The following is a 19,084-nucleotide window of genomic DNA, read 5'->3' on the forward strand; positions in this document are numbered from 1 at the left end:
AAATGACATTAGATGATATACGTGTGCTCGATCTTACACGGCTTTTGCCAGGTCCTTATGCAACAATGATGCTTGCTGATTTTGGGGCGGAAGTGATCAAAATTGAAGAGCCCCAAAAGGGGGACTATGCTCGGTCAATGTCTTCAGACTCTACGAAGGATAGCCCTTTCTTCCATTCATTGAACCGAAATAAAAAGAGTGTCACACTTAATCTAAAAGAATCAGAAGGAAAAGAAACATTTTTGAAAATGGTAGAAACTGCGGACGTCGTCATTGAATCGTTCCGCCCTCATGTCATGGAAAAACTGGGCATGGGCTATGGGACATTAAAAGAGATCAACCCCGGCCTTGTCTACTGTGCGATTACCGGTTACGGTCAGACAGGCCCCTATGCGAACCGTTCCGGTCATGACATTAATTATCTCAGTTACGCAGGGATCTTACATTTAATGGGGGGAACGAATCAAAAACCTACGGTTCCTTCCGTCCAGATTGCGGACTTGGGAGGTGGGGCACTTCCCGCCGTGGTTGGGACGCTGCTTGCCCTCTTAGAAAAACGGAAGACAGGGCAAGGGCAGTTCGTAGATGTTTCCATGCTTGATGGAGTCCTTTCCTGGTTACAAACTATACTGCCTGAATATTTTGTCAATGAAACTTCCGTGCAGAAAGAGGAGTTACCGCTTTCCGGCGGAAAAGCCTGTTATGAAGTGTATGAAACAAAAGATGGGCGCTGGTTATCCGTCGGTGCCCTTGAACCGAAATTTTGGCAAGCATTTTGTGAAGGGATAAAAAAAGAAGCATGTATCCCACTTCTCCACGCACCAGTGGCAGAACAGCACCGTTTGAAAGCAGAAATTCAAACGGAGATTTTGAAGAAAAGTCTTTCGGAATGGATGGAAGTGTTTAAAGACAAAGACGCTTGTGTTACACCGCTGCTGACGTTAGGTGAGGTCACACGTGACCCACAAGTAATGGAAAGGGGGATGATTCAAACGGTCGATCACCCAACTGGGGCCATTAAACAAATAGGGTTTCCTATTAAGTTATCAGAAACACCGGCGTCAATAAGGACGCATGCACCTAAACTAGGGGAGCATACTGATCAATTGTTGGCTGAATTATATACAAAAGGAAGGAATGATGGATGATGATGAACACACAATTAACTGTCGCGCCGATGTTAGAGCGTGCGGAAAAGTACTTTTCGAAAAAAGAAGTAGTCTCTCGTACATTCGATCAGATGCACCGGTTGACATATAAGGAAGTCGGGCGCCGAACAAGGGCGTTATCCAGTGCACTAGAAAAACTAGGCGTTCGTAGAGGTGAACGTGTGGGGACATTTGCGTGGAACCATCATCGGCATCTGGAGGCATATTTCGGCGTCCCTGGTATGGGAGGTGTTTTACACATGATCAATATCCGCCTCCCTAAAGAACACCTCGTTCATGTGATTAATCATGCTGAGGATCAAGTACTTCTTATAGATGAGGACTTGCTGCCTTTGATCGAAAATGTCAAAGATCAATTAACGAGTGTTCATACATTTATCGTCATGACCGATAAGGATGAACTTCCGGCAAACTCTTTTGAAGTGGTTTATTCGTATGAAAAACTGATCAGGGAAGGCGACGACTCCTATCTTTTTTTACAAGATATTGATGAAAATGAGCCGGCAGCGATGTGCTACACGTCTGCAACAACTGGAAAACCTAAAGGCGTGGTGTATTCGCATAGAGGTATTGCATTACACAGTTTATCGCAGGGCCTTACGGATTCAACAGGGGTCTCTGAGGAAGATGTCGTTATGCCAGTTGTACCGATGTTTCATGCCAATGCGTGGGGAATGCCTTATACCGCGACGTGGTTTGGTACAACGCAAGTGTTGCCTGGACCAAATTTCACACCAAAATTGTTGGCTGAACTGATCCAAAATGAAAAAGTAACGATGACAGCAGGTGTACCAACCATTTGGCTAGGGTTACTGCAGGAATTAGAACAAGAGGTTTATGATACGAGTAGTTTACGGGCCGTTATTTGCGGCGGATCTGCCGCACCGAAAGGGATGATTCAGAAGTTTGAAAGAGATTTCAATGTTCCTTTCATTCATGCTTATGGTCTGACCGAAACGACTCCCCTTGTCACATTGGCTCGCTTGAAAAGTTATCAAAAGAAATTAGCGGAAGATGATCGATTGGATATCCGAGCGAGCCAAGGGATGGCCGTTCCTGGAATTGACATTAAAGTCATGAACGAAACTGGAGAAGTGGAGTGGAACGGGGAGGATATGGGTGAGTTGCTCATCCGGGGCCCTTGGATCGCTGATCAATATCATAATGATGAACGGAGCAAGGAGGCATTCCAAGATGGTTGGCTTCATACGGGTGATGTCGTCACCGTCGATGAAGAAGGATCGATTAAAATTGTCGACCGAACGAAGGATTTGATCAAAAGTGGTGGAGAGTGGATTTCTTCCGTGGAGCTTGAAAATGCGATTATGGCCCATGATGCTGTAAAGGAAGCTGCTGTTGTTGCGGTTGCTGATGAAAAATGGCAAGAGCGTCCAGTAGCCTGTGTTGTAGTTAAAGAGACCTATCAAGCATCCACGTTAAAAAATGAGATTATCGAGTTCTTAAAACCTCAGTTTGCTAAGTGGTGGCTCCCTGATGAGGTTATCTTTATGGATGAAATCCCGAAAACGTCGGTAGGGAAATTTTTGAAGCGGGCGTTAAGGGAGAAGGTGCAGCAGTAAGATTGACGGGGGGCCTAGCTGTAGGAACTGAGCGAAGTTAGTTAAAAGGTGCAAGGCAAAAAGGATCCCCTCAAGCAACTTTGGTGAAGAATCAAGGAAGGTAAGCGATTTACGAGTATGGACCAATGTTGAGTAAAAGGATATAAGCCGTAGGCTTAATTCCAAAATAATCCCGTATCACTTTGAGAGTGGTACGGGATCGCTTGTTTCAAGGTGATTGTAACGATCAAGGTCAAAAATGACTTTTTTGACACTCCTGCCAATCGGTTATTCATCATTCTCTTCTCTATCATATTTATGTTCATAATATTTATGATGCTCATGATGTCCGTGATGTTCATAATGGATATGTTTTTCTGGTTTCACCGGCGTATTGTAGAGTTTTGGCGATGTCGGTTTTAAGTGGGGTTCTTTTCCATAGGCGACCGGACGATCGACGTATTGAAATTCACCTCTGCTATCGAGGCTCGGGCCACTTGCCCATCTTCCTTTTTTACTCGCTTCACCTTCTGAAAAATTGTAAAGTTTATACGCGACTTCCCCAAACTCTTTCTCTCTTGGGAATGTTGTCGGCACCACTATGTCATCTTCTCTCTCTTCTAACTCTTTGATCGCAGCAAGCCACTGGTTTTGATGATAGGTATCTCGAGCGATGAGAAACGATAACATATCCCTGACCCCAGGGTCATCGGTCATTTGATAAAGGCGAGTAGCCTGGAGCCTTCCTTGTGATTCAGCGTTCAAGTTCGCACGAAAATCAGCTAATAAGTTCCCGCTAGCAATGGTATATCTTGATACCCATGGGTAGCCAACGCTATCGGTAGCCTGTGCACCAGCTCCGGCGACGATATAATGTTGAGGGTTCTCTCCGGACATGACCGCTTGGACCGCGGGATTGCTTTTATACGCTTGTTCTTGATCCTCTACGGATGCGTCATTCACCAAGCGTGCGATCATGGTTGCAAGCATTTCCACATGGGCGATCTCTTCCGTACCAATATCAAAGAGGAGATCTCTATACTTAGGGTCGGCTCGACAATTAAATCCTTGAAAGAGGTATTGCATCATCACACTAATTTCACCGAATTGACCACCTAAAATCTCTTGTAACTTTTTTCCATAAGCTGGGTCTGGCCTTGACGGCTTAGAAGGATATTGCAATTCCTTAAAATGATAAAACATGGCACAACCTCCCGGGAAAAATCTCTATCCCTAGAGGTTATTGTAGGAAGATTGTCCCTATGCACGATTTATGTTCTAGGGTGTACGGGGTTTTTACGACTTTCACCGTTTAACCTCTGTTGCATTTCCGTTAATCGTTCATAGTGAGGAGCCAAACTCCGGGAAAGGTCGAGATAAACAGACATGAGTTCTTGATAGGTTTTGACGTTTTCCGTGTTCGGTTCTATTTTTTCTTCAATCAGTTGCTGATTTTTAAAATGATGCAAGTCTTGAATGTCCTCGAGTGCGTACATCGCAAGAACTGCGGCACCGAAAGTTGAACTCTCGTACGATGTTGGAAAATAAAGCGGCTGATCAAAGACATCAGCGACGATCTGTTTCCAGGAAGATGAACGTGAAAAACCTCCCGAAGCATAAACGGCTTGTGGCACTCCGATCAATTCTTGCAAAGCGAGCAATACGCTGTAAATGTTGTAGGTGACACCTTCGAGGGCAGCCCGGACCATGTCTTCACGTGTATGAGCGATGGACAATCCTAAGAATGCAGCCCGGGCATCTGGATTCCATAGCGGCGCTCGTTCACCGGTTAAAAAGGGAAGAAAGAAAAGCCCATTGGCGCCGGGCGGAACATCCTTTGTGTCATGCATGACCGTATTAGTGGCTTCTGCCAAGCCAATGCTTTGATGCTGCTCTTTGACAAACTCTTCAACGAGCCACTGTAAAACAAGTCCTCCGTTGTTTACGGCCCCTCCTATAATCCAGTGATCTTCTGTGAGCAAGTAGCAGAAGGTTCTACCTTTATCGTCAATGTGAGGAGTACGGCTTGCGCTTCTGACCGCTGCGCTCGTCCCAATCGTTAAGGCCACTTCACCATGGTTGATGGCCCCAACGCCAAGATTCGATAATACCCCGTCACTAGCACCAATCACAAATGGGGTATCAGGGGATAAGTTGAGGGAGCGGAGTGAATCACGCTGTTTCTGATCCTTAGAATGGAAGGCTGCTGTCGTTTTTACTAAATCTGGTAGTTGTGAAGGGAAAAGCCCAGCTGCTTGCAGGGCGGTTTCATCCCATTCAAGCGAGTGAATGTTCATGAGTCCAGTAGCACTTGCAAGCGATTCGTCCATCACTGTTACATCAAATAATCGAAAGAAAATATATTCCTTTATACCAAACGCCATTGCTGTGTTTTCAAGCAGTTGCGGTTGTTCTTCCTGTAACCAGCGAAGTTTGCAGAGTGGCGACATTGGATGAGTCGGCGTTCCGGTTTTTTCGTAAAGGGTATGTCCGGTACCATCTGCTTGCCAGCGTTTAGATACATGTGCGCTCCGTTTATCTGCCCAAGTAATTAAAGGTGTGAGAAGGGCGCCGCTTTCATTCATGCAAACAAGGCTGTGCATGGCGGAGCTAAAACTCACACATGCCACTTTATTTTCGCAGTGTTCGGCTACTTCCATGATAACAGCACGTGTTTTTTCATAAATTAGCTCCGGGTCTTGTACGGCAGTATCTGGAGTGGGCGTCTCCAAAGGATAGGTTTCATGAGCCTTGAATTGTTCATTTCCATCTTGATCAAAAGCGATCGCTTTGACCCCCGACGTGCCGATATCAACGCCCATGTATAAGCGTTCATTCATATTACGTTCCTCCTCTTACTCCTTTGACTGCACAGCATGCCCGCCAAATTGATGACGAAGGGCGGCGACGACTTTTCCATGGAAGGGGTCATCGTCAAGGGAACGGTAGCGCATCAACTGGGAAAGGGCAATGACAGGAGCGCTTACCTGGTATTCAAGGGCAGCTTCTACGGTCCATTGACCTTCGCCTGAAGATTGCATTTCACCTTTGATACTTTGCAGCTTGTCCTCTTCTTTAAAGGCTTCTCCCATCAGTTCCATTAACCAGCCTCGGATCACGGAGCCATTATTCCATACGCCTGCCACATGTTCATAATTGTATTCAAACGGTCCTTTTTCCAACAGTTCAAATCCTTCGCCAATACTTTGCATCATACCGTATTCAATTCCATTGTGAATCATTTTCAAATAATGACCGCTCCCGACCGGGCCAGTATGTAAAAATCCGCCAGGAACTGTGATTTCTGTAAACAACGTGGTTACGCGTTCTTTCGCTGCCTCATCACAACCAACCATCGCGCACAATCCCTCTCGTGCTCCAGATATTCCACCGGACGTACCACTATCCGCAAACAGAATTGCCCGGGATTGTAACTGTTCATGTCGGCGAAGGGTATCTTTGTAGTGGGCGTTGCCGGCATCAATGATCAAATCTCCTTCGTCGAGTTGAGGGTACAATGCTGTTAACACGTGGTCTGTGGCCTCACCTGCTGGGACGAGGAGGATGATCGTACGCGGTTTCTCAAGTTCAGCTACAAACGCTTCTAATGAAGAAGTGGTGGTTCCCCCTTGTTCATGAAGCTTATGTAAAGATTCGGATTGTTGATCCACTCCTACAACGTCAAATCCTTTATCAAGCAGCTGCAAGGAGAGAGGGAATCCCATTTTTCCTAAACCAATCACGCCTATCTGCATTTTATCGACCTCCAATATTCATTGATTCTATCTTATAAAAATAATTTTCATAAGTAAAGAATATGAAGAAAAATTATTTCTGATTAATACCGTTTTGCGGCGATGGCCTGTCGAATGGCTTCCAGGTTCTCCAGAGTTGTTGATTTCATTTGCATAGCCGCCGTGACATAAAGAAGGTCGATCACCGCGAGTTGAACGATTCTGGAAGCCATCGCTTCCGTGCGAAACAAGGACTCTCGCGCGCTTGTGGACAGGGTATAATGAGCGGCTTTTGTGAGCGGAGAGAAGCGGTTATTAGCGATCGCAATGGTTACTGCCCCTTTATCCCGTGCGGTTTGTATAGCGTCAACGACATCACGATTGCTGCCGCTATTGGAAATACCGATCGCCACTGAGTTTTCCTTTAAAAGAGCGGCAGACATTAATTGCTGGTGATCATCAGTAAATGCTTGAGTGGGAATCCCAAGGCGCATGAACTTGTGATAGGCATCGGAAGCAACAACGCCCGAACCACCTGAACCATAGATGTCAATCCGTGTAGCTTGGGTCATGTGCTTGACGACTCCATCGACGGTTTCTTCTTTAATTAATGCTACCGAATCGTCCAATGCCCGTTTGTGCTCGTTGAAAATTTTTTTCGTAATGGTGTCGGTGTCATCTGTTTCTTGCACCACTTCGTGAATATTGGCTTCCGGCTTTACAATTTGACGGGCCAAGGCAATTTTTAATTCTTGAAAGCCTTTGTACCCCACATGTTTGCTAAAACGAAAAACCGTTGCTTCCGCTACTTCGCTAGCTGATGCAAGCTCTGAGATCGAAAAATAAATCACTTTGTGGGGTGAACCCAATATAAAATCGGCAATCCGGCGTTCCTTTTCCGATAAGAGACTGTAATGGGCCCGAATTGCCTGTAAGCATTCATTCGTCGTCATAAAGGACCCAGCCTTTTTGTTAAGATATATCTTAATTATGAACGATGGAATGAAAAATTCAAAGCTTGAACGGATGTGAAGCACCTGTAGGCATCCCCGCGCGGGCGGCGAGCATGTTTTAAGGGCGGTAATCATTAAGGTTATTCAGGAATTCAGAATCTTATCTCGGAAGATGAGACAGGGGAAAAGCTTTTCCATTGGTTTCCGGTGATTGATAACGTTTAATGCATCATGTAGACGGAAAAAATGGGTGTGCACAAAAAGGGAAGGGGGGTGGGGGATAATGGAAGAAAACAAAGAGCCGCACAAACAAATGACGGACAAAAATAACGGGCTAAACAGTGCTCAAGAAGTTACGTATAGCGAGGAATTTAAAAAAGCGGATAAAGCAAATAAGGATAAACATGAAAAGAAGTAAGGCAGCAATGCTGCGCTTGCGTTATCTTTCCTAAATGAAAAGAGGCTGCCATCGGGAACATGGCAAGCCTTTTTATCTGCAAATGGATATAAAATCTTCTAAGCTCCTCGAACCCGAGTAGTAACAACTGCTAGTTACTATAAATTTCTTCTTCATTATCTTGGTCATCACCAGTTTCTTCTTCTACATCCTCATCCCCCTCCTCATTGTCCCTATCGATCCCCTCACCTGTCTCGTCGTCTTCGATATTCTCATCTTCAACGTCTTCATCGAGTTCTTCTCCACCATTATGCTCCATATCGTCATTCATGTCACTGTCATCCATCCCCTGCCCATTACAAGCTGTTAGTAGGACTAAGGTGAATATTCCACAAAGAGCTCCGTACATCATTTTCTTATTCATGGTCAATTCCTCCTTCACCATTTTAATCTGATCTATGTATCACATTTTGCCCTTCATCATTCAGGCCATGCTCTTTTCTATAAATGAATTGGCTGAAAAAAATTCCATTAGTGGATGCATTTTTATAACCATTCCAATTCATACTACAACTGAAGTTTAAATGTTAGTCATTGCATTCACAGTCTCACATTTGAAATCAATCGAAAGGGAGTGGGAGTATGGCTGATAATGACAATAATGCAAATGCAGGAAATTCTGACCAAGGCATTAGCCGGCGTACGTTTATAAAAAACACTGGGCTAGTTACCGGGGGGATCGTTGGTGGTGGCCTCCTGGGAAGTATTATCGGGAACCAATGGCAAGTAGGGGGCGCGGATACTCAGGAGAATGAGGATGAAGCAGACCAACATACCAATCGTTTTGATGAAGCTCGAATATTTTTTAGCCGTGATGAGGACTTTGAGATATTAAGTGCCGCGACAGAAAGAATCTTCCCTGAAGATGACAATGGGCCAGGGGCGGTTGCCTTAGGTGCGCCATATTTTATTGACAAACAATTGGCAGGCCAATGGGGATTAAATGCCAAAGAATATATGCGAGGTCCTTTTCAAGAAGGAGAAGCAGAACAAGGTTATCAATCGAGTATGACGAGAAGCGAAATCTTTACACAGGGAATTCGAAAAATTGATGAAGTGAGTACTGATCAATTTGATGAGAAATTTTTTGATTTGGAAGAAGAGCAACAGGTTGAGGTTCTTAATGCCTTTGATACTGGAGATGTGGACATGCGAGGCGTTTCTTCCTCAACCTTTTTTTCATTGTTAAGACAAGCCACGATTGAAGGCGTTTACTCTGACCCACTTTATGGTGGAAATAAAAATATGGATGGTTGGCGTATGAAAGAATATCCAGGTGCCCAGCCTGCCTATATTAACGTCATAGAGTCAGAAGAGTTTGTGGAGATGGAGCCTACGAGTCTACGAGACCACCATTAATCATTTCAGGAGTTGGATAGTCACTATACTTTATTTAGGTGGGATAAAATGCCAGAACAATTAGATAAAGTCGATGTCGTTGTCGTCGGTAGCGGCTGGGCGGGTGGAATTGTCAGCGCCGAAATGGCTAAGGCTGGCTATGAAGTGGTCTGTTTAGAACGGGGTGCAGAAAAATCCGTCGAAGATTATATGCACGTTAAGGATGAACTGCGTTTCTCGACAAGGTATGAAATGATGTAGGACTTATCCAAAGAAACCGTAACTTCACGTTCACGTAAAAGAAGCGAATTAATGATGATAGATTTGCTTTTTTTGTATGTGTGTCGCAGGTTAGTAAAGCAAGAATGTCTTCTTTTTAATCCATAGCAGCTAGCTTTTTTATAACGGGCAAACCCCATGCATTTAAAAAAGACATTCCAATGATAAATAAGGTCGGAATCGGGATGTTTATGACGTATATATATAATTGGCCTGAGTACAGGAAATAGGCTGTAAAATAAATACCGACAAATATAGAAAATCTCCTCGTTAATTGACTGAGGTTTACCATAAGATTCAGCTCCATTTATCTTTATCACTGTAAAATGATATTGCCCAAAATAAGGAGTTTTTATTCAGGCTAGCGTAGAGCGTCTGAAATAAACGGTCACCATTGGAAGTGGGTCTCCTTGTAGATTCAATGAATGACTGGACGATATGAGATGCTTCAGTAGGAGCAATTTAGCAATAATCGCAGAAAATGGTTTCATGGAATCACTTAGAGGAATCATTGAACAAAAAGAGGTGTCATGAAGGGATATTTTAGGAGAAGATACTCAGTCGCAAATTCTTTTGAGTTTCAGTGTGGGAGATCTGAAGTGAAAATGAGAGGTGAAATAATTTTCATGTTTTGGCACAATTGGTAGGGTTATAATAATAGCGGTGATGGCCGGGGTTTTACCATGACATGGCTGATGGCAAGGGCTCTAAAGCAATCGTTGAACTAGATACCTCGTAAAGTCGTAGCGAATTTTTCTACAAACATGTAAGAAGACGAGGTCGATAAATGTAGCGGTATACATAAAAGAGGCCAATCACTAACTCTACGGAAGAAACATGAAAAGTGAGAGAGGGAAACTCTTTTTCCGCATATTCTTTAAAATCACTAGCTTTTTCCTCCGTACGATTAAAAATATGTACGTTTTTAATAACGTGTGCAACAAGCGCTGACTGTAAACAGAAGTGCGAAGGGTTTAGCGCTACGTAAGCCATCCTTCGCACGAAAAAAGAAAGTAGGTCATGGTTTTCATACGTCCAACGTGCAGGAGGCATAAGTGTCGATGTTTCCACAGGGTGTGTCCGTCTAACCGGCTTACTTAAACAACCCACAAGTTCCCAAGTTTTTGCATAAATTCTATTTAGTAAGGTAATTATCAAAAATGGGACTACCGTCTAATCACTTTTAAAGGCCCTTACTTTGAAAACATTCCCCGTACGGCAAAGGTGACATTTTGCGGCCGTTCTGCCAACCTGCGCATAAAATACCCGTACCAATCTTTTCCAAACGGAACGTAGGTCCGGAAGCGATAGCCTTCATCGACGAGGGACTGTTGCAAATCATTTCGAAAGCCGTAAAGCATTTGAAACTCGTACATTTCTCTAGGAATGTGATTCTTTTCTGCAAATGATTTCACGTCTGCAATGATATTATGATCGTGTGTTGCGATTGCAGTGTAACTTTCATTCAGCAAATGGGTTTGTATCATCGTTAAAAAATTGCGGTCAATCTCCGCTTTATTTTGATAAGCGACGGTCGGTGATTCTTTATAGGCGCCTTTTACGATCCTAAGAGGGGTCCCTGCTAATTGTTCAACATCTTCGAGTCCGCGGTGTAAATACGATTGCAAGACGGTCCCAACGTTGTCATATTTTTTTCTCAATTCATTCAACATCACGAGTGTTTGGTCATAATGAGCGTAATCTTCCATATCGATGCGAATGAAATTATCGTATTTGGCGGCGTGCTCAACGAGCATGGTAATGTGTTTCCGACAGAGATCTTCGTCGACATCCAGGCCGAGTTTGGTTAACTTCACCGATAGGTTGCAGTGAACCCTGTGTTCATGAAGAACATCAAGTGTATGCAGACCAGCTTTCATCGCATCTTCCGCTTCTTGCTTATCGAAGACGAACTCCCCGAGATGATCCAGAGTGGCCATCCTGCCGCTGTCGTTTAAATCTTTAATCTTTTCAACGGCGTCCTCAACCGTCACTCCCGCGACCACCTTAGCAGCACCGAGTTTTAGCCCCCAACGTTTTGCGCTTTTATTTAAAAGTTTATTTTTTGATAAGGAAAGAAAAAAATTACGGGAAACTTTTTGCATCATACAGTCACCTCCTTCAGGGGGCATAAAAGCCCCCGGTTTAAAATTGGTCGCATACCGTTTTTGGATCCATGAAATGTAATAAATAGCCTGGTCCGCCGGCTTTGGAATCGGTACCGGATAATTTAAAACCGCCAAATGGCTGATACCCTACAATAGCCGCCGTACATCCGCGGTTGAAGTAAAGGTTCCCTACGTGGAATTCTCGACGTGCCTTCTCAAGGTGCGCGCGGTTATTCGAAATAATCGATCCTGTCAAACCATAGTCGGTGTTGTTGGCGATATCAATCATTTCTTGAATGTCCTTTGCTTTTGTAAAGGCTACGACAGGTCCAAAGATTTCCTCTTGCATAATGCGAGCATCCGGATCTGCCTCCGCGAAGATCGTAGGTTGAATGAAGTATCCTGTTTGATCATCGCCTGTTCCGCCAGTGACAAGGCGAGCCTCATTTTTACCGATTTCAATGTAATCCAGGATTTTTTGATAAGCTGCTTCCTCACACACTGGCCCCATATACGTATCCCTATTTTCCGGATTTCCAACTGTGAGCTCTTCCGTAAGTCTGGTCACTTTATCAAGCACTTCATCATAGACGTCCTCATGGATGACAGCGCGGGAACAAGCAGAACATTTTTGGCCGCTGAAACCGTAGGCGGATTGCACAATAGATTCGGCAGCGAGATCAAGATCAGCCTCATTATCAACGATAATGGTGTCTTTCCCGCCCATTTCAATCGCTGTTTTCTTTAGAAATTTTTGCCCTGGCTGCACTTTTGCGGCCTTCTCATAAATACCAATCCCTACTTCTTTCGAACCGGTAAAGTTCACAAAACGTGTTTCTGGGTGCTCAACGAGGTAATCGCCGATTTCTCTTCCACTGCCTGGAATATAGTTCACAACACCGTCTGGCATCCCGGCTTCTTCAAGCACCTCCATAAATTTGTACGTAATGACAGGTGTCAGGCTAGCAGGCTTAAGCAATATCGTATTTCCCGCAACCATTGGACCAACGGTAGTGCCTGTCATAATTGCAAACGGCAAGTTCCACGGAGAAACAGTAAGGCCCACCCCTAAGGGTTGATACGTATACTGGTTATGCTCAAACCAACGGCTGTTCACCGGTTCACCGTCTTTAAGTGAAACCATTTGCCGTGCATAATATTCCAGAAAGTCAATGGCTTCAGCAGAGTCAGCATCCGCTTCTTTCCACGTTTTCCCGATTTCATAAACCATCCAGGCAGAAAACTCATGCTTTCGGCGCCGAGCAATTGCCGCAGCTCTAAAAAGGACATTGGCACGAGCCTCAGGATCCCAATTGCCCCATTCCTGAAAGGCTTCTTGCGCTTTTTCCATCGCTTGTTCCGCAAGGACTTGGTTCGCTTTTGAGATCGTACCAACGATTTCAGATTTATTGGCCGGATTAATGGAAGTAATTTTATCCTCTGTTGTTACACGTTCGCCCCCGATAATGAGTGGATATTCTTTTCCAAGTTCGCTTTTCACATAGTTGAGAGCATTCTCAATGTCCTCCTTATTGCTACGATCGCTAAAGTTCGTGAAAGGTTCGTGGGTATATGAGACGACCATTTAGATCACTCCTTAAAATATTTGTCGATCGACCTCATAATAATGCAAATGTTATGCCAAAAATAAAAACGGCTATTCAGGAGGTTATGGGGGTGACAGCGATCAAAAATGAAAAATAACTTGCGGTTTAGCGCAAAATTATTTTCGGTATTTTTCTAACTTGTATTGCAAACGCTGTCGGCTAATGCCTAAAATTTTTGCGGCCTGGGTGACGTTTCCGTTCGATTGTTCGATCGCTTGATGAATCATGTCTTTTTCAATAATGGCAAGCCGCTCGGGCAAAGATTCTTCTTTTTGCAGCTGTATGCTCGTAACTTCGGAATCTGAACCCGTTTGTAAATACCGTGGCAAGTGAGTCAGGTCCAATACGGTTTCATCAGTGAAAAAATTCATCGCTCCTTCAATCACGTGTTCTAACTCTCTTACATTTCCCGGCCAATGATAGCCTTCTAATGCTTCAATGGCATCCTCAGAAAAGCGATCTACTTTTAAATGGAAACGGTTATTATATTTTCGTAGAAAGAAATGCGCAAGCATTTTTGCATCCTCGTATCGTTCCCGTAATGGCGGGATGAATAAACTGACAACGCTTAAACGATAGTATAGATCTTTGCGTAAACGGCCGTCCGCAATAGCTTCGATAGGGTCTTCATTCATGGTGGCCATAAAGCGGACATCGAAGGGACGCTCTTTCGCTTCACCGACCCGCGCGACTTTCTTTTCCTGCAACACCCGCAAAAGTTTTGGCTGTAGATGGATAGGAAGGGCATTAATTTCATCTAAAAGCAAGGTGCCTCCATGGGCTTGTTCGAATAACCCGGGTCGGTCAACTGCACCTGTAAACGCTCCTTTCGCTGTGCCAAAGAGAATTCCTTCCACAAGGCTTTCGGGGAGCGCAGCGCAGTTTTGAGTGATGAACGGTTTTTTCTCTCGATTACTTTGATGATGAATACTTTGTGCAAATAGTTCTTTTCCCGTTCCAGTTTCACCGATGATGAGCACAGAAGAAGAGGTTCGAGCGGCACGCTGTGCCTGCTCCACAACTTCGGTAAACGCCTGAGACTCGCCGAGTAAATCTTGAAATTGATAACGGCTGCCTTCATCGTTCGTCCGTTTATCACGAAGAATACGTTCCATTTGGCTGACATCTTTTGCAACTTCAGCTGCCGCCATTACTTCCCCGTCTTGGACAAATGGGTACGTGTGATTGATCGTCGTAATCACTTCGCCTTTATTGTTGAAATAGGTTTGCTTTTTGTTCTCAATGGAACGGCCATCTTTCAATGATTGCAGCAGTCTGCTTTCCTTTTCATTTCTGAATTGAAAGACATCAATAAATGATTGTTCTGTTAAATCAGCAAATGTCATGGACTCAATCGCCCGCATTTTCGAATTGTAGACCAGCGGATGAGCAGCATGATCAATCACGCGAATACCGATGTCGAGCTTATCAAATAACTGTTCATAAATGGATAAACGCGTCTCAAGCGACATTTGAGAAGCTTTCATCATGAATCCCTCCGTTCATCAATTATGAGATCCCGGAAACCCCGGGAAGGGAACGATCTAACATATAGCAGGAACTTCCAAACCCAGAGCGAGAAGTACCTAATATCGCACAAAAGTACCTGGGCAATCCCCAATCTTCGGCTACCGTTCGGGCTGTATGTCTTTCTAAGAATAGCAAATTTTTTGCAATTGACATAGAAGAAGAGAAAAATTTTTTGCGGAGAAAAGCTGCAACCACTGGTATGAAAAACTTGACATGACAATCAAAATTCGATATAAAAGAAGAAATTATAACGTGCACAGAAACGATGATGGAACGAGTAGGTCATCTCCAGTTATACAGAAAAAGGTTCCGCGGCTGAGAGGATCTTAACATGGGTTGATTGAACGCTATTCCGGAGTGCAGCTAAACCCTGCCGTTAGCCGCGTTAAGGCGCTTGAGTGGAACTGTTTGTTCAACAAGGGTGGTACCGCGAGTTGTTAGCCTCGTCCCTTTATAGGGATGGGGTTTTTTATGTGCTCAAAAATCAAGGAGGAAGATACGATGAAGCGTTTAACCGCAGCTGACGTACGTCAGCGATTTCTAGATTTTTTTCAAGAGAAAGGACACGATATTGAACCGAGTGCATCGCTTGTCCCCCATGAAGATCCTTCCTTGTTATGGATCAATAGCGGTGTAGCTACACTAAAAAAATATTTTGACGGCCGCATCGTGCCGGAGAACCCAAGAATTGTAAACGCACAAAAGTCCATTCGTACGAATGACATTGAAAACGTCGGCAAAACCGCTCGCCATCACACATTCTTTGAGATGCTCGGCAATTTCTCGATTGGCGATTATTTCAAAAAAGAAGCAATTGAGTGGGCTTGGGAATTTCTGACTGATGAACGGTGGATTGGGTTTGATCCAGAGCTGTTATCGGTGACTGTTCATCCGGAAGATGATGAAGCTTACCATTATTGGAAGGATAATATTGGTCTTCCTGAGGAGCGCATCATCCGGTTGGAAGAAAACTTTTGGGATATTGGCGAAGGCCCGAGTGGTCCCAATGCTGAGATCTTTTATGACCGCGGACCTGAATATGGAAGCGATCCGAGTGACCCTGAACTCTATCCTGGCGGGGAGAATGAACGGTATCTGGAAATATGGAACCTTGTTTTTTCCCAATTTAATCATAACCCAGATGGAACCTACACACCTCTGCCAAGCCAAAATATTGATACGGGTCTAGGACTCGAGCGTCTCGTTTCAGTCATTCAGGAAACAAAAACGAACTTTGAAACTGATTTGTTCATGCCAATTATTAAAGAAACCGAAAATCTGACGAAAACCTCTTACGGTGAAAACGACCACTATGATTCGGCTTTCAAGGTGATCGCCGATCATGCTCGTACGGTTTCTTTTGCAGTCGCTGACGGTGCCTTGCCGTCCAATGAAGGAAGAGGTTATGTTCTGCGCCGATTGCTACGCCGTGCGGTCCGGTATGCTCAATCGTTGGATATTGAAGATGCGTTTATGTATAAATTGGTTCCAACCATCGCTCATATCATGGAACCTTATTACCCGAACGTCAAAGAAAAAGAAACGTTCATTCAAAAAGTGATTCGCAATGAAGAAGAGCGTTTTCATGAAACATTAAGCGATGGATTAGCGATTTTGAACAACTTAATTAAATGCGCAAAGGAATCCGATCAGAGCCAGATTCATGGTGACGATGTCTTCCGTCTTTACGACACTTATGGGTTCCCCGTTGACCTAACGGAAGAATATGTCGTGGATGCTGGTTTATCTGTGGACCTTGAAGGCTTTGAACAGGCGATGTCTGCGCAACGTGAACGGGCAAGGGCTGCACGGAAAGAAGAAGATTCCATGCAAAGCCAAAGTGAAACCCTTCGTTCTCTGCATGATGCAAGCACGTTTGTGGGGTATGATCAAACAGAAGCGGTGTCAGCCGTACAGGCCATCGTTACTGGAGATGCTCGTGTCAATGAAATTCACGAAGAAGAAGAAGCTTTTGTCGTGCTTAAAGAAACCCCCTTTTACACAGAAAGCGGCGGACAAGTTTCTGACAAAGGCTGGTTATTGGCAGATGGCTTGTGCGTCGAGGTCACCGATCTGAAACAGGCACCAAATGGACAGCCCCTTCACGTCGTACAGGTCAAAGAAGGTACGTTGGAATTGAACCAGGAAATTAGCGCTATCATTAACAAGAGCGATCGTAATGCCATCACCAAAAACCACACGGCGACACACTTATTGCATCAGGCTCTCAAAGATGTCCTTGGTGATCATGTCAATCAAGCAGGTTCTTATGTAGGGCCCGATCGACTTCGCTTTGACTTTTCTCATTTTGGGCCGGTCACAGCTGACGAATTACGAGAAATTGAAACGATTGTTAATGAAAAAGCGACGGCTGCCCAGAATGTGTTTATTGAAGAAACTACACTTGAAGATGCAAAAGAAAAAGGAGCGATGGCACTCTTCGGTGAAAAATATGGGAGCCAAGTGCGTGTCGTTCATATTGGTGAGTACAGCATTGAACTATGCGGGGGATGTCACGTAGCGAACAGTGCTGAAATTGGCATATTCAAGGTCACTTCCGAATCTGGTATTGGAGCAGGGGTTCGAAGAATTGAAGCTGTGACAGGCCAGAGTGCATACAAGTATGTAGATGATGAAATACAGTTATTGGAACAAGTGAAAGGGCAATTAAAGGCAAAATCGAGCGCGGATGTACCGGTAAGAGTAGAGCAATTGCAACAAGATTTACGGGCAAAGGAAAGAGAAAATGAATCAATCGCAGCAAAGTTGGGGAATATGGAAGCTATGCAGTTATTAAACGACGTTCACGAGGTGAACGGAATCCCCGTCTTGGCAGGTCAACTTGATAACAGCGATATGGACACGCTCCGAACAACAGCAGACCAATTAAAACAACAACTTTCCACAGGGATTATCGTGCTCGGAACTGCAAGAGAGGGGAAAGTGAATATTGTTTCAACCGTGAGTAAAGATTTAGTAGAAGATGGTTTTAAAGCGGGGGACATTGTCAAACAAGTGGCTGCCATTTGCGGCGGCGGCGGCGGCGGGCGCCCGGATATGGCCCAAGCGGGCGGAAAAAACCCGGAAAAACTCTCAGAAGCGATCGCTGCGGTAGACGAGATCATTGCTTCCATTTCATAATATCCTTAAATCATGTACAATAGTGGAAACGTATATATGGACGAATGTGTAATGGAAGCGATCGTTTCGTTCTGTGGATTTTAAGAAGCGAGGTGGACCTATAATGGGCTCGAAAGATAACACGATGAAATTTAATGTGCAGGAAGAAGCGGCTAACGTCGATGTTAAAGAAGTGTTGATGAGTGTTCATAATGCACTTGATGAGAAAGGGTATAACCCTATTAACCAAATCGTTGGCTATTTATTGTCCGGAGATCCAGCCTATATTCCAAGGCATAACGATGCACGCACGCTTATTCGTCGCCTTGAAAGGGACGAGCTCATCGAGGAACTGGTTCGCAATTATTTACAACACGAAAAGAATAATGCAGAATGAAAGTTCTCGGGCTTGACGTTGGAGACAGACGAATCGGTGTAGCCGTGAGCGATGCCTTGGGTCTTACGGCCCAAGGTCTTGAAACTGTCGCTGTCAAAGGTCATGAGGCAACGGTTGATCGTATTTTACAAATCGTCGAGGACCATGAGGCACAACGCATCATCGTTGGATTACCGAAGAACATGGATGGGAGCATCGGCCCGCGTGCTGAGAAGTCAAAGCAATTCGCCGCCTTGCTTGAAAAGGGCTCACGGGTACCTGTACAATTCTGGGACGAACGTTTAACGACGAAAGCTGCAGAAAGGACATTAATTTCGGCAGATGTTAGTCGAAAGAAACGTAAAAAAGTAGTGGATAAAATGGCTGCCGTGCTTATTTTGCAAGGATTTCTTGATCATGCAGCCCGCCATTCTAAATGAGGTGAAAAAATATGGCAGAAGAAGAAAATGAGCGAATCATTATTCCTGATGAAGATGGGAATGAACATGTGTTTGAGGTTCTATTTACTTTTGATGTAGACGAGACAGAGAAGTCTTATATGGTTGTAACTCCTGTTGAAGATGAGGAACAACATGAAGGGGAAGAAGTTGAGATCTTCGCCTTTCAATACGAAGAATCAAGCGATGAGCCTTCTGGCTTTTCCCTTCATGCCATTGAATCGGACAGCGAATGGGAAATGGTTGAAGAGATGATTGCGACGATGTTGGACGATGATGAAACGCTGCACGTTGAAGGAGAAGATCATCAACATTAACGTTTAAGCGACTGAGGCCCGGCCGTGGCATGACGCGGACCGGGTATCATTTTATTGCATATTACTTAGAATTGAACCA

17 protein-coding genes are annotated in these 19,084 nt (G+C 44.4%); 9 read left to right on the forward strand and 8 right to left on the reverse strand.

What is annotated here, in order from left to right; all coding sequences use genetic code 11:
* Positions 1-2 precede the first annotated feature (2 nt).
* A complete protein-coding gene (locus HNR44_RS02470) occupies positions 3-1,148 on the forward strand; it encodes a CaiB/BaiF CoA transferase family protein (RefSeq protein WP_184402535.1) in 1,146 nt (381 codons plus the stop codon).
* Positions 1,148-2,749, forward strand: coding sequence for a long-chain fatty acid--CoA ligase (locus HNR44_RS02475; protein ID WP_184403518.1), 1,602 nt, complete (start codon positions 1,148-1,150; stop codon positions 2,747-2,749). Before HNR44_RS02470 ends, HNR44_RS02475 begins: the two co-directional genes overlap by 1 nt.
* A 267-nt stretch (positions 2,750-3,016) precedes the next feature.
* Here the strand turns inward: HNR44_RS02475 and HNR44_RS02480 are convergent, their stop codons facing one another.
* The 4 genes from HNR44_RS02480 to HNR44_RS02495 form a co-directional block, all read right to left on the reverse strand.
* Positions 3,017-3,931 (reverse strand): manganese catalase, encoded by a 915-nt coding sequence (locus HNR44_RS02480; protein ID WP_184402536.1) that lies wholly within the window; start codon positions 3,929-3,931, stop codon positions 3,017-3,019.
* Between the two features lie 68 nt (positions 3,932-3,999).
* Positions 4,000-5,568, reverse strand: a complete 1,569-nt coding sequence (locus HNR44_RS02485; protein ID WP_184402537.1) for a gluconokinase — start codon at positions 5,566-5,568, stop codon at positions 4,000-4,002.
* A gap of 15 nt (positions 5,569-5,583) precedes the next feature.
* On the reverse strand, positions 5,584-6,483 hold the full coding sequence (gene gnd / locus HNR44_RS02490) for a phosphogluconate dehydrogenase (NAD(+)-dependent, decarboxylating) (RefSeq protein WP_184402538.1): 900 nt from the start codon (positions 6,481-6,483) through the stop codon (positions 5,584-5,586).
* Between the two features lie 83 nt (positions 6,484-6,566).
* Positions 6,567-7,415, reverse strand: coding sequence for a MurR/RpiR family transcriptional regulator (locus tag HNR44_RS02495; protein WP_184402539.1), 849 nt, complete (start codon positions 7,413-7,415; stop codon positions 6,567-6,569).
* Between the two features lie 283 nt (positions 7,416-7,698).
* Here HNR44_RS02495 and HNR44_RS02500 point away from each other — a divergent pair, with 283 nt between their 5' ends.
* Positions 7,699-7,833, forward strand: coding sequence for a YfhE family protein (locus tag HNR44_RS02500; RefSeq protein WP_184402540.1), 135 nt, complete (start codon positions 7,699-7,701; stop codon positions 7,831-7,833).
* 130 nt (positions 7,834-7,963) lie between these two features.
* Here HNR44_RS02500 and HNR44_RS02505 read toward each other — a convergent pair whose 3' ends face one another.
* Entirely contained in the window at positions 7,964-8,236 is a 273-nt protein-coding gene (locus tag HNR44_RS02505) for a hypothetical protein (RefSeq protein WP_184402541.1), read from the reverse strand.
* Positions 8,237-8,454: 218 nt separating this feature from the next.
* Between HNR44_RS02505 and HNR44_RS02510 the strand changes: the two genes are divergently transcribed.
* Both HNR44_RS02510 and HNR44_RS02515 read left to right on the forward strand, forming a co-directional pair.
* The gene (locus tag HNR44_RS02510; protein ID WP_184402542.1) at positions 8,455-9,231 is read left to right on the forward strand and encodes a gluconate 2-dehydrogenase subunit 3 family protein; all 777 of its coding nucleotides are present in this window, start codon (positions 8,455-8,457) and stop codon (positions 9,229-9,231) included.
* A gap of 48 nt (positions 9,232-9,279) precedes the next feature.
* A complete protein-coding gene (locus tag HNR44_RS02515) occupies positions 9,280-9,471 on the forward strand; it encodes an FAD-dependent monooxygenase (protein WP_184402543.1) in 192 nt (63 codons plus the stop codon).
* Between the two features lie 1,211 nt (positions 9,472-10,682).
* On the opposite strand, the gene HNR44_RS02520 is transcribed toward HNR44_RS02515, so the two are convergent.
* From HNR44_RS02520 to HNR44_RS02530, 3 genes are all read right to left on the reverse strand, one after another.
* On the reverse strand, positions 10,683-11,597 hold the full coding sequence (locus tag HNR44_RS02520; RefSeq protein ID WP_184402544.1) for a proline dehydrogenase family protein: 915 nt from the start codon (positions 11,595-11,597) through the stop codon (positions 10,683-10,685).
* A 37-nt stretch (positions 11,598-11,634) separates the two neighbouring features.
* Positions 11,635-13,182: an L-glutamate gamma-semialdehyde dehydrogenase gene (pruA, locus tag HNR44_RS02525; protein ID WP_184402545.1), complete on the reverse strand. Its 1,548-nt coding sequence runs from the start codon at positions 13,180-13,182 to the stop codon at positions 11,635-11,637.
* 138 nt (positions 13,183-13,320) lie between these two features.
* A complete protein-coding gene (locus tag HNR44_RS02530) occupies positions 13,321-14,694 on the reverse strand; it encodes a sigma-54 interaction domain-containing protein (RefSeq protein WP_281381339.1) in 1,374 nt (457 codons plus the stop codon).
* 541 nt (positions 14,695-15,235) lie between these two features.
* Between HNR44_RS02530 and alaS the strand changes: the two genes are divergently transcribed.
* The 4 genes from alaS to HNR44_RS02550 all read left to right on the forward strand — a co-directional run bounded on the left by alaS (position 15,236) and on the right by HNR44_RS02550 (position 19,005).
* Entirely contained in the window at positions 15,236-17,875 is a 2,640-nt protein-coding gene (gene alaS, locus HNR44_RS02535) for an alanine--tRNA ligase (protein WP_184402546.1), read from the forward strand.
* A gap of 103 nt (positions 17,876-17,978) precedes the next feature.
* Positions 17,979-18,251 carry an IreB family regulatory phosphoprotein gene (locus HNR44_RS02540; protein ID WP_184402547.1) on the forward strand — a complete coding sequence of 91 codons (273 nt, stop codon included), beginning with the start codon at positions 17,979-17,981 and terminating at the stop codon, positions 18,249-18,251.
* Positions 18,248-18,670, forward strand: coding sequence for a Holliday junction resolvase RuvX (ruvX, locus tag HNR44_RS02545; RefSeq protein ID WP_184402548.1), 423 nt, complete (start codon positions 18,248-18,250; stop codon positions 18,668-18,670). Before HNR44_RS02540 ends, ruvX begins: the two co-directional genes overlap by 4 nt.
* An 11-nt stretch (positions 18,671-18,681) precedes the next feature.
* On the forward strand, positions 18,682-19,005 hold the full coding sequence (locus tag HNR44_RS02550; RefSeq protein ID WP_184402549.1) for a DUF1292 domain-containing protein: 324 nt from the start codon (positions 18,682-18,684) through the stop codon (positions 19,003-19,005).
* Positions 19,006-19,084: the final 79 nt, after the last annotated feature.

The organism is Geomicrobium halophilum, assembly GCF_014207655.1.
Classification (GTDB): Bacteria; Bacillota; Bacilli; order Bacillales; family Marinococcaceae; genus Geomicrobium; species Geomicrobium halophilum.

What these genes read in the sequence shown, in the direction of transcription:
- HNR44_RS02495 (WP_184402539.1), bottom strand. Translation starts at nt 7,415, where the DNA reads ATGACGACGAATGAATGCTTACAGGCAATTCGGGCCCATTACAGTCTC.
- ruvX (WP_184402548.1), top strand. Translation starts at nt 18,248, where the DNA reads ATGAAAGTTCTCGGGCTTGACGTTGGAGACAGACGAATCGGTGTAGCC.
- HNR44_RS02515 (WP_184402543.1), top strand. Translation starts at nt 9,280, where the DNA reads ATGCCAGAACAATTAGATAAAGTCGATGTCGTTGTCGTCGGTAGCGGC.
- HNR44_RS02470 (WP_184402535.1), top strand. Translation starts at nt 3, where the DNA reads ATGACATTAGATGATATACGTGTGCTCGATCTTACACGGCTTTTGCCA.
- HNR44_RS02540 (WP_184402547.1), top strand. Translation starts at nt 17,979, where the DNA reads ATGGGCTCGAAAGATAACACGATGAAATTTAATGTGCAGGAAGAAGCG.
- HNR44_RS02510 (WP_184402542.1), top strand. Translation starts at nt 8,455, where the DNA reads ATGGCTGATAATGACAATAATGCAAATGCAGGAAATTCTGACCAAGGC.
- gnd (WP_184402538.1), bottom strand. Translation starts at nt 6,483, where the DNA reads ATGCAGATAGGCGTGATTGGTTTAGGAAAAATGGGATTCCCTCTCTCC.
- HNR44_RS02500 (WP_184402540.1), top strand. Translation starts at nt 7,699, where the DNA reads ATGGAAGAAAACAAAGAGCCGCACAAACAAATGACGGACAAAAATAAC.
- HNR44_RS02485 (WP_184402537.1), bottom strand. Translation starts at nt 5,568, where the DNA reads ATGAATGAACGCTTATACATGGGCGTTGATATCGGCACGTCGGGGGTC.
- HNR44_RS02530 (WP_281381339.1), bottom strand. Translation starts at nt 14,694, where the DNA reads ATGATGAAAGCTTCTCAAATGTCGCTTGAGACGCGTTTATCCATTTAT.
- HNR44_RS02505 (WP_184402541.1), bottom strand. Translation starts at nt 8,236, where the DNA reads ATGAATAAGAAAATGATGTACGGAGCTCTTTGTGGAATATTCACCTTA.
- alaS (WP_184402546.1), top strand. Translation starts at nt 15,236, where the DNA reads ATGAAGCGTTTAACCGCAGCTGACGTACGTCAGCGATTTCTAGATTTT.
- HNR44_RS02475 (WP_184403518.1), top strand. Translation starts at nt 1,148, where the DNA reads ATGATGAACACACAATTAACTGTCGCGCCGATGTTAGAGCGTGCGGAA.
- HNR44_RS02550 (WP_184402549.1), top strand. Translation starts at nt 18,682, where the DNA reads ATGGCAGAAGAAGAAAATGAGCGAATCATTATTCCTGATGAAGATGGG.
- HNR44_RS02520 (WP_184402544.1), bottom strand. Translation starts at nt 11,597, where the DNA reads ATGATGCAAAAAGTTTCCCGTAATTTTTTTCTTTCCTTATCAAAAAAT.
- pruA (WP_184402545.1), bottom strand. Translation starts at nt 13,182, where the DNA reads ATGGTCGTCTCATATACCCACGAACCTTTCACGAACTTTAGCGATCGT.
- HNR44_RS02480 (WP_184402536.1), bottom strand. Translation starts at nt 3,931, where the DNA reads ATGTTTTATCATTTTAAGGAATTGCAATATCCTTCTAAGCCGTCAAGG.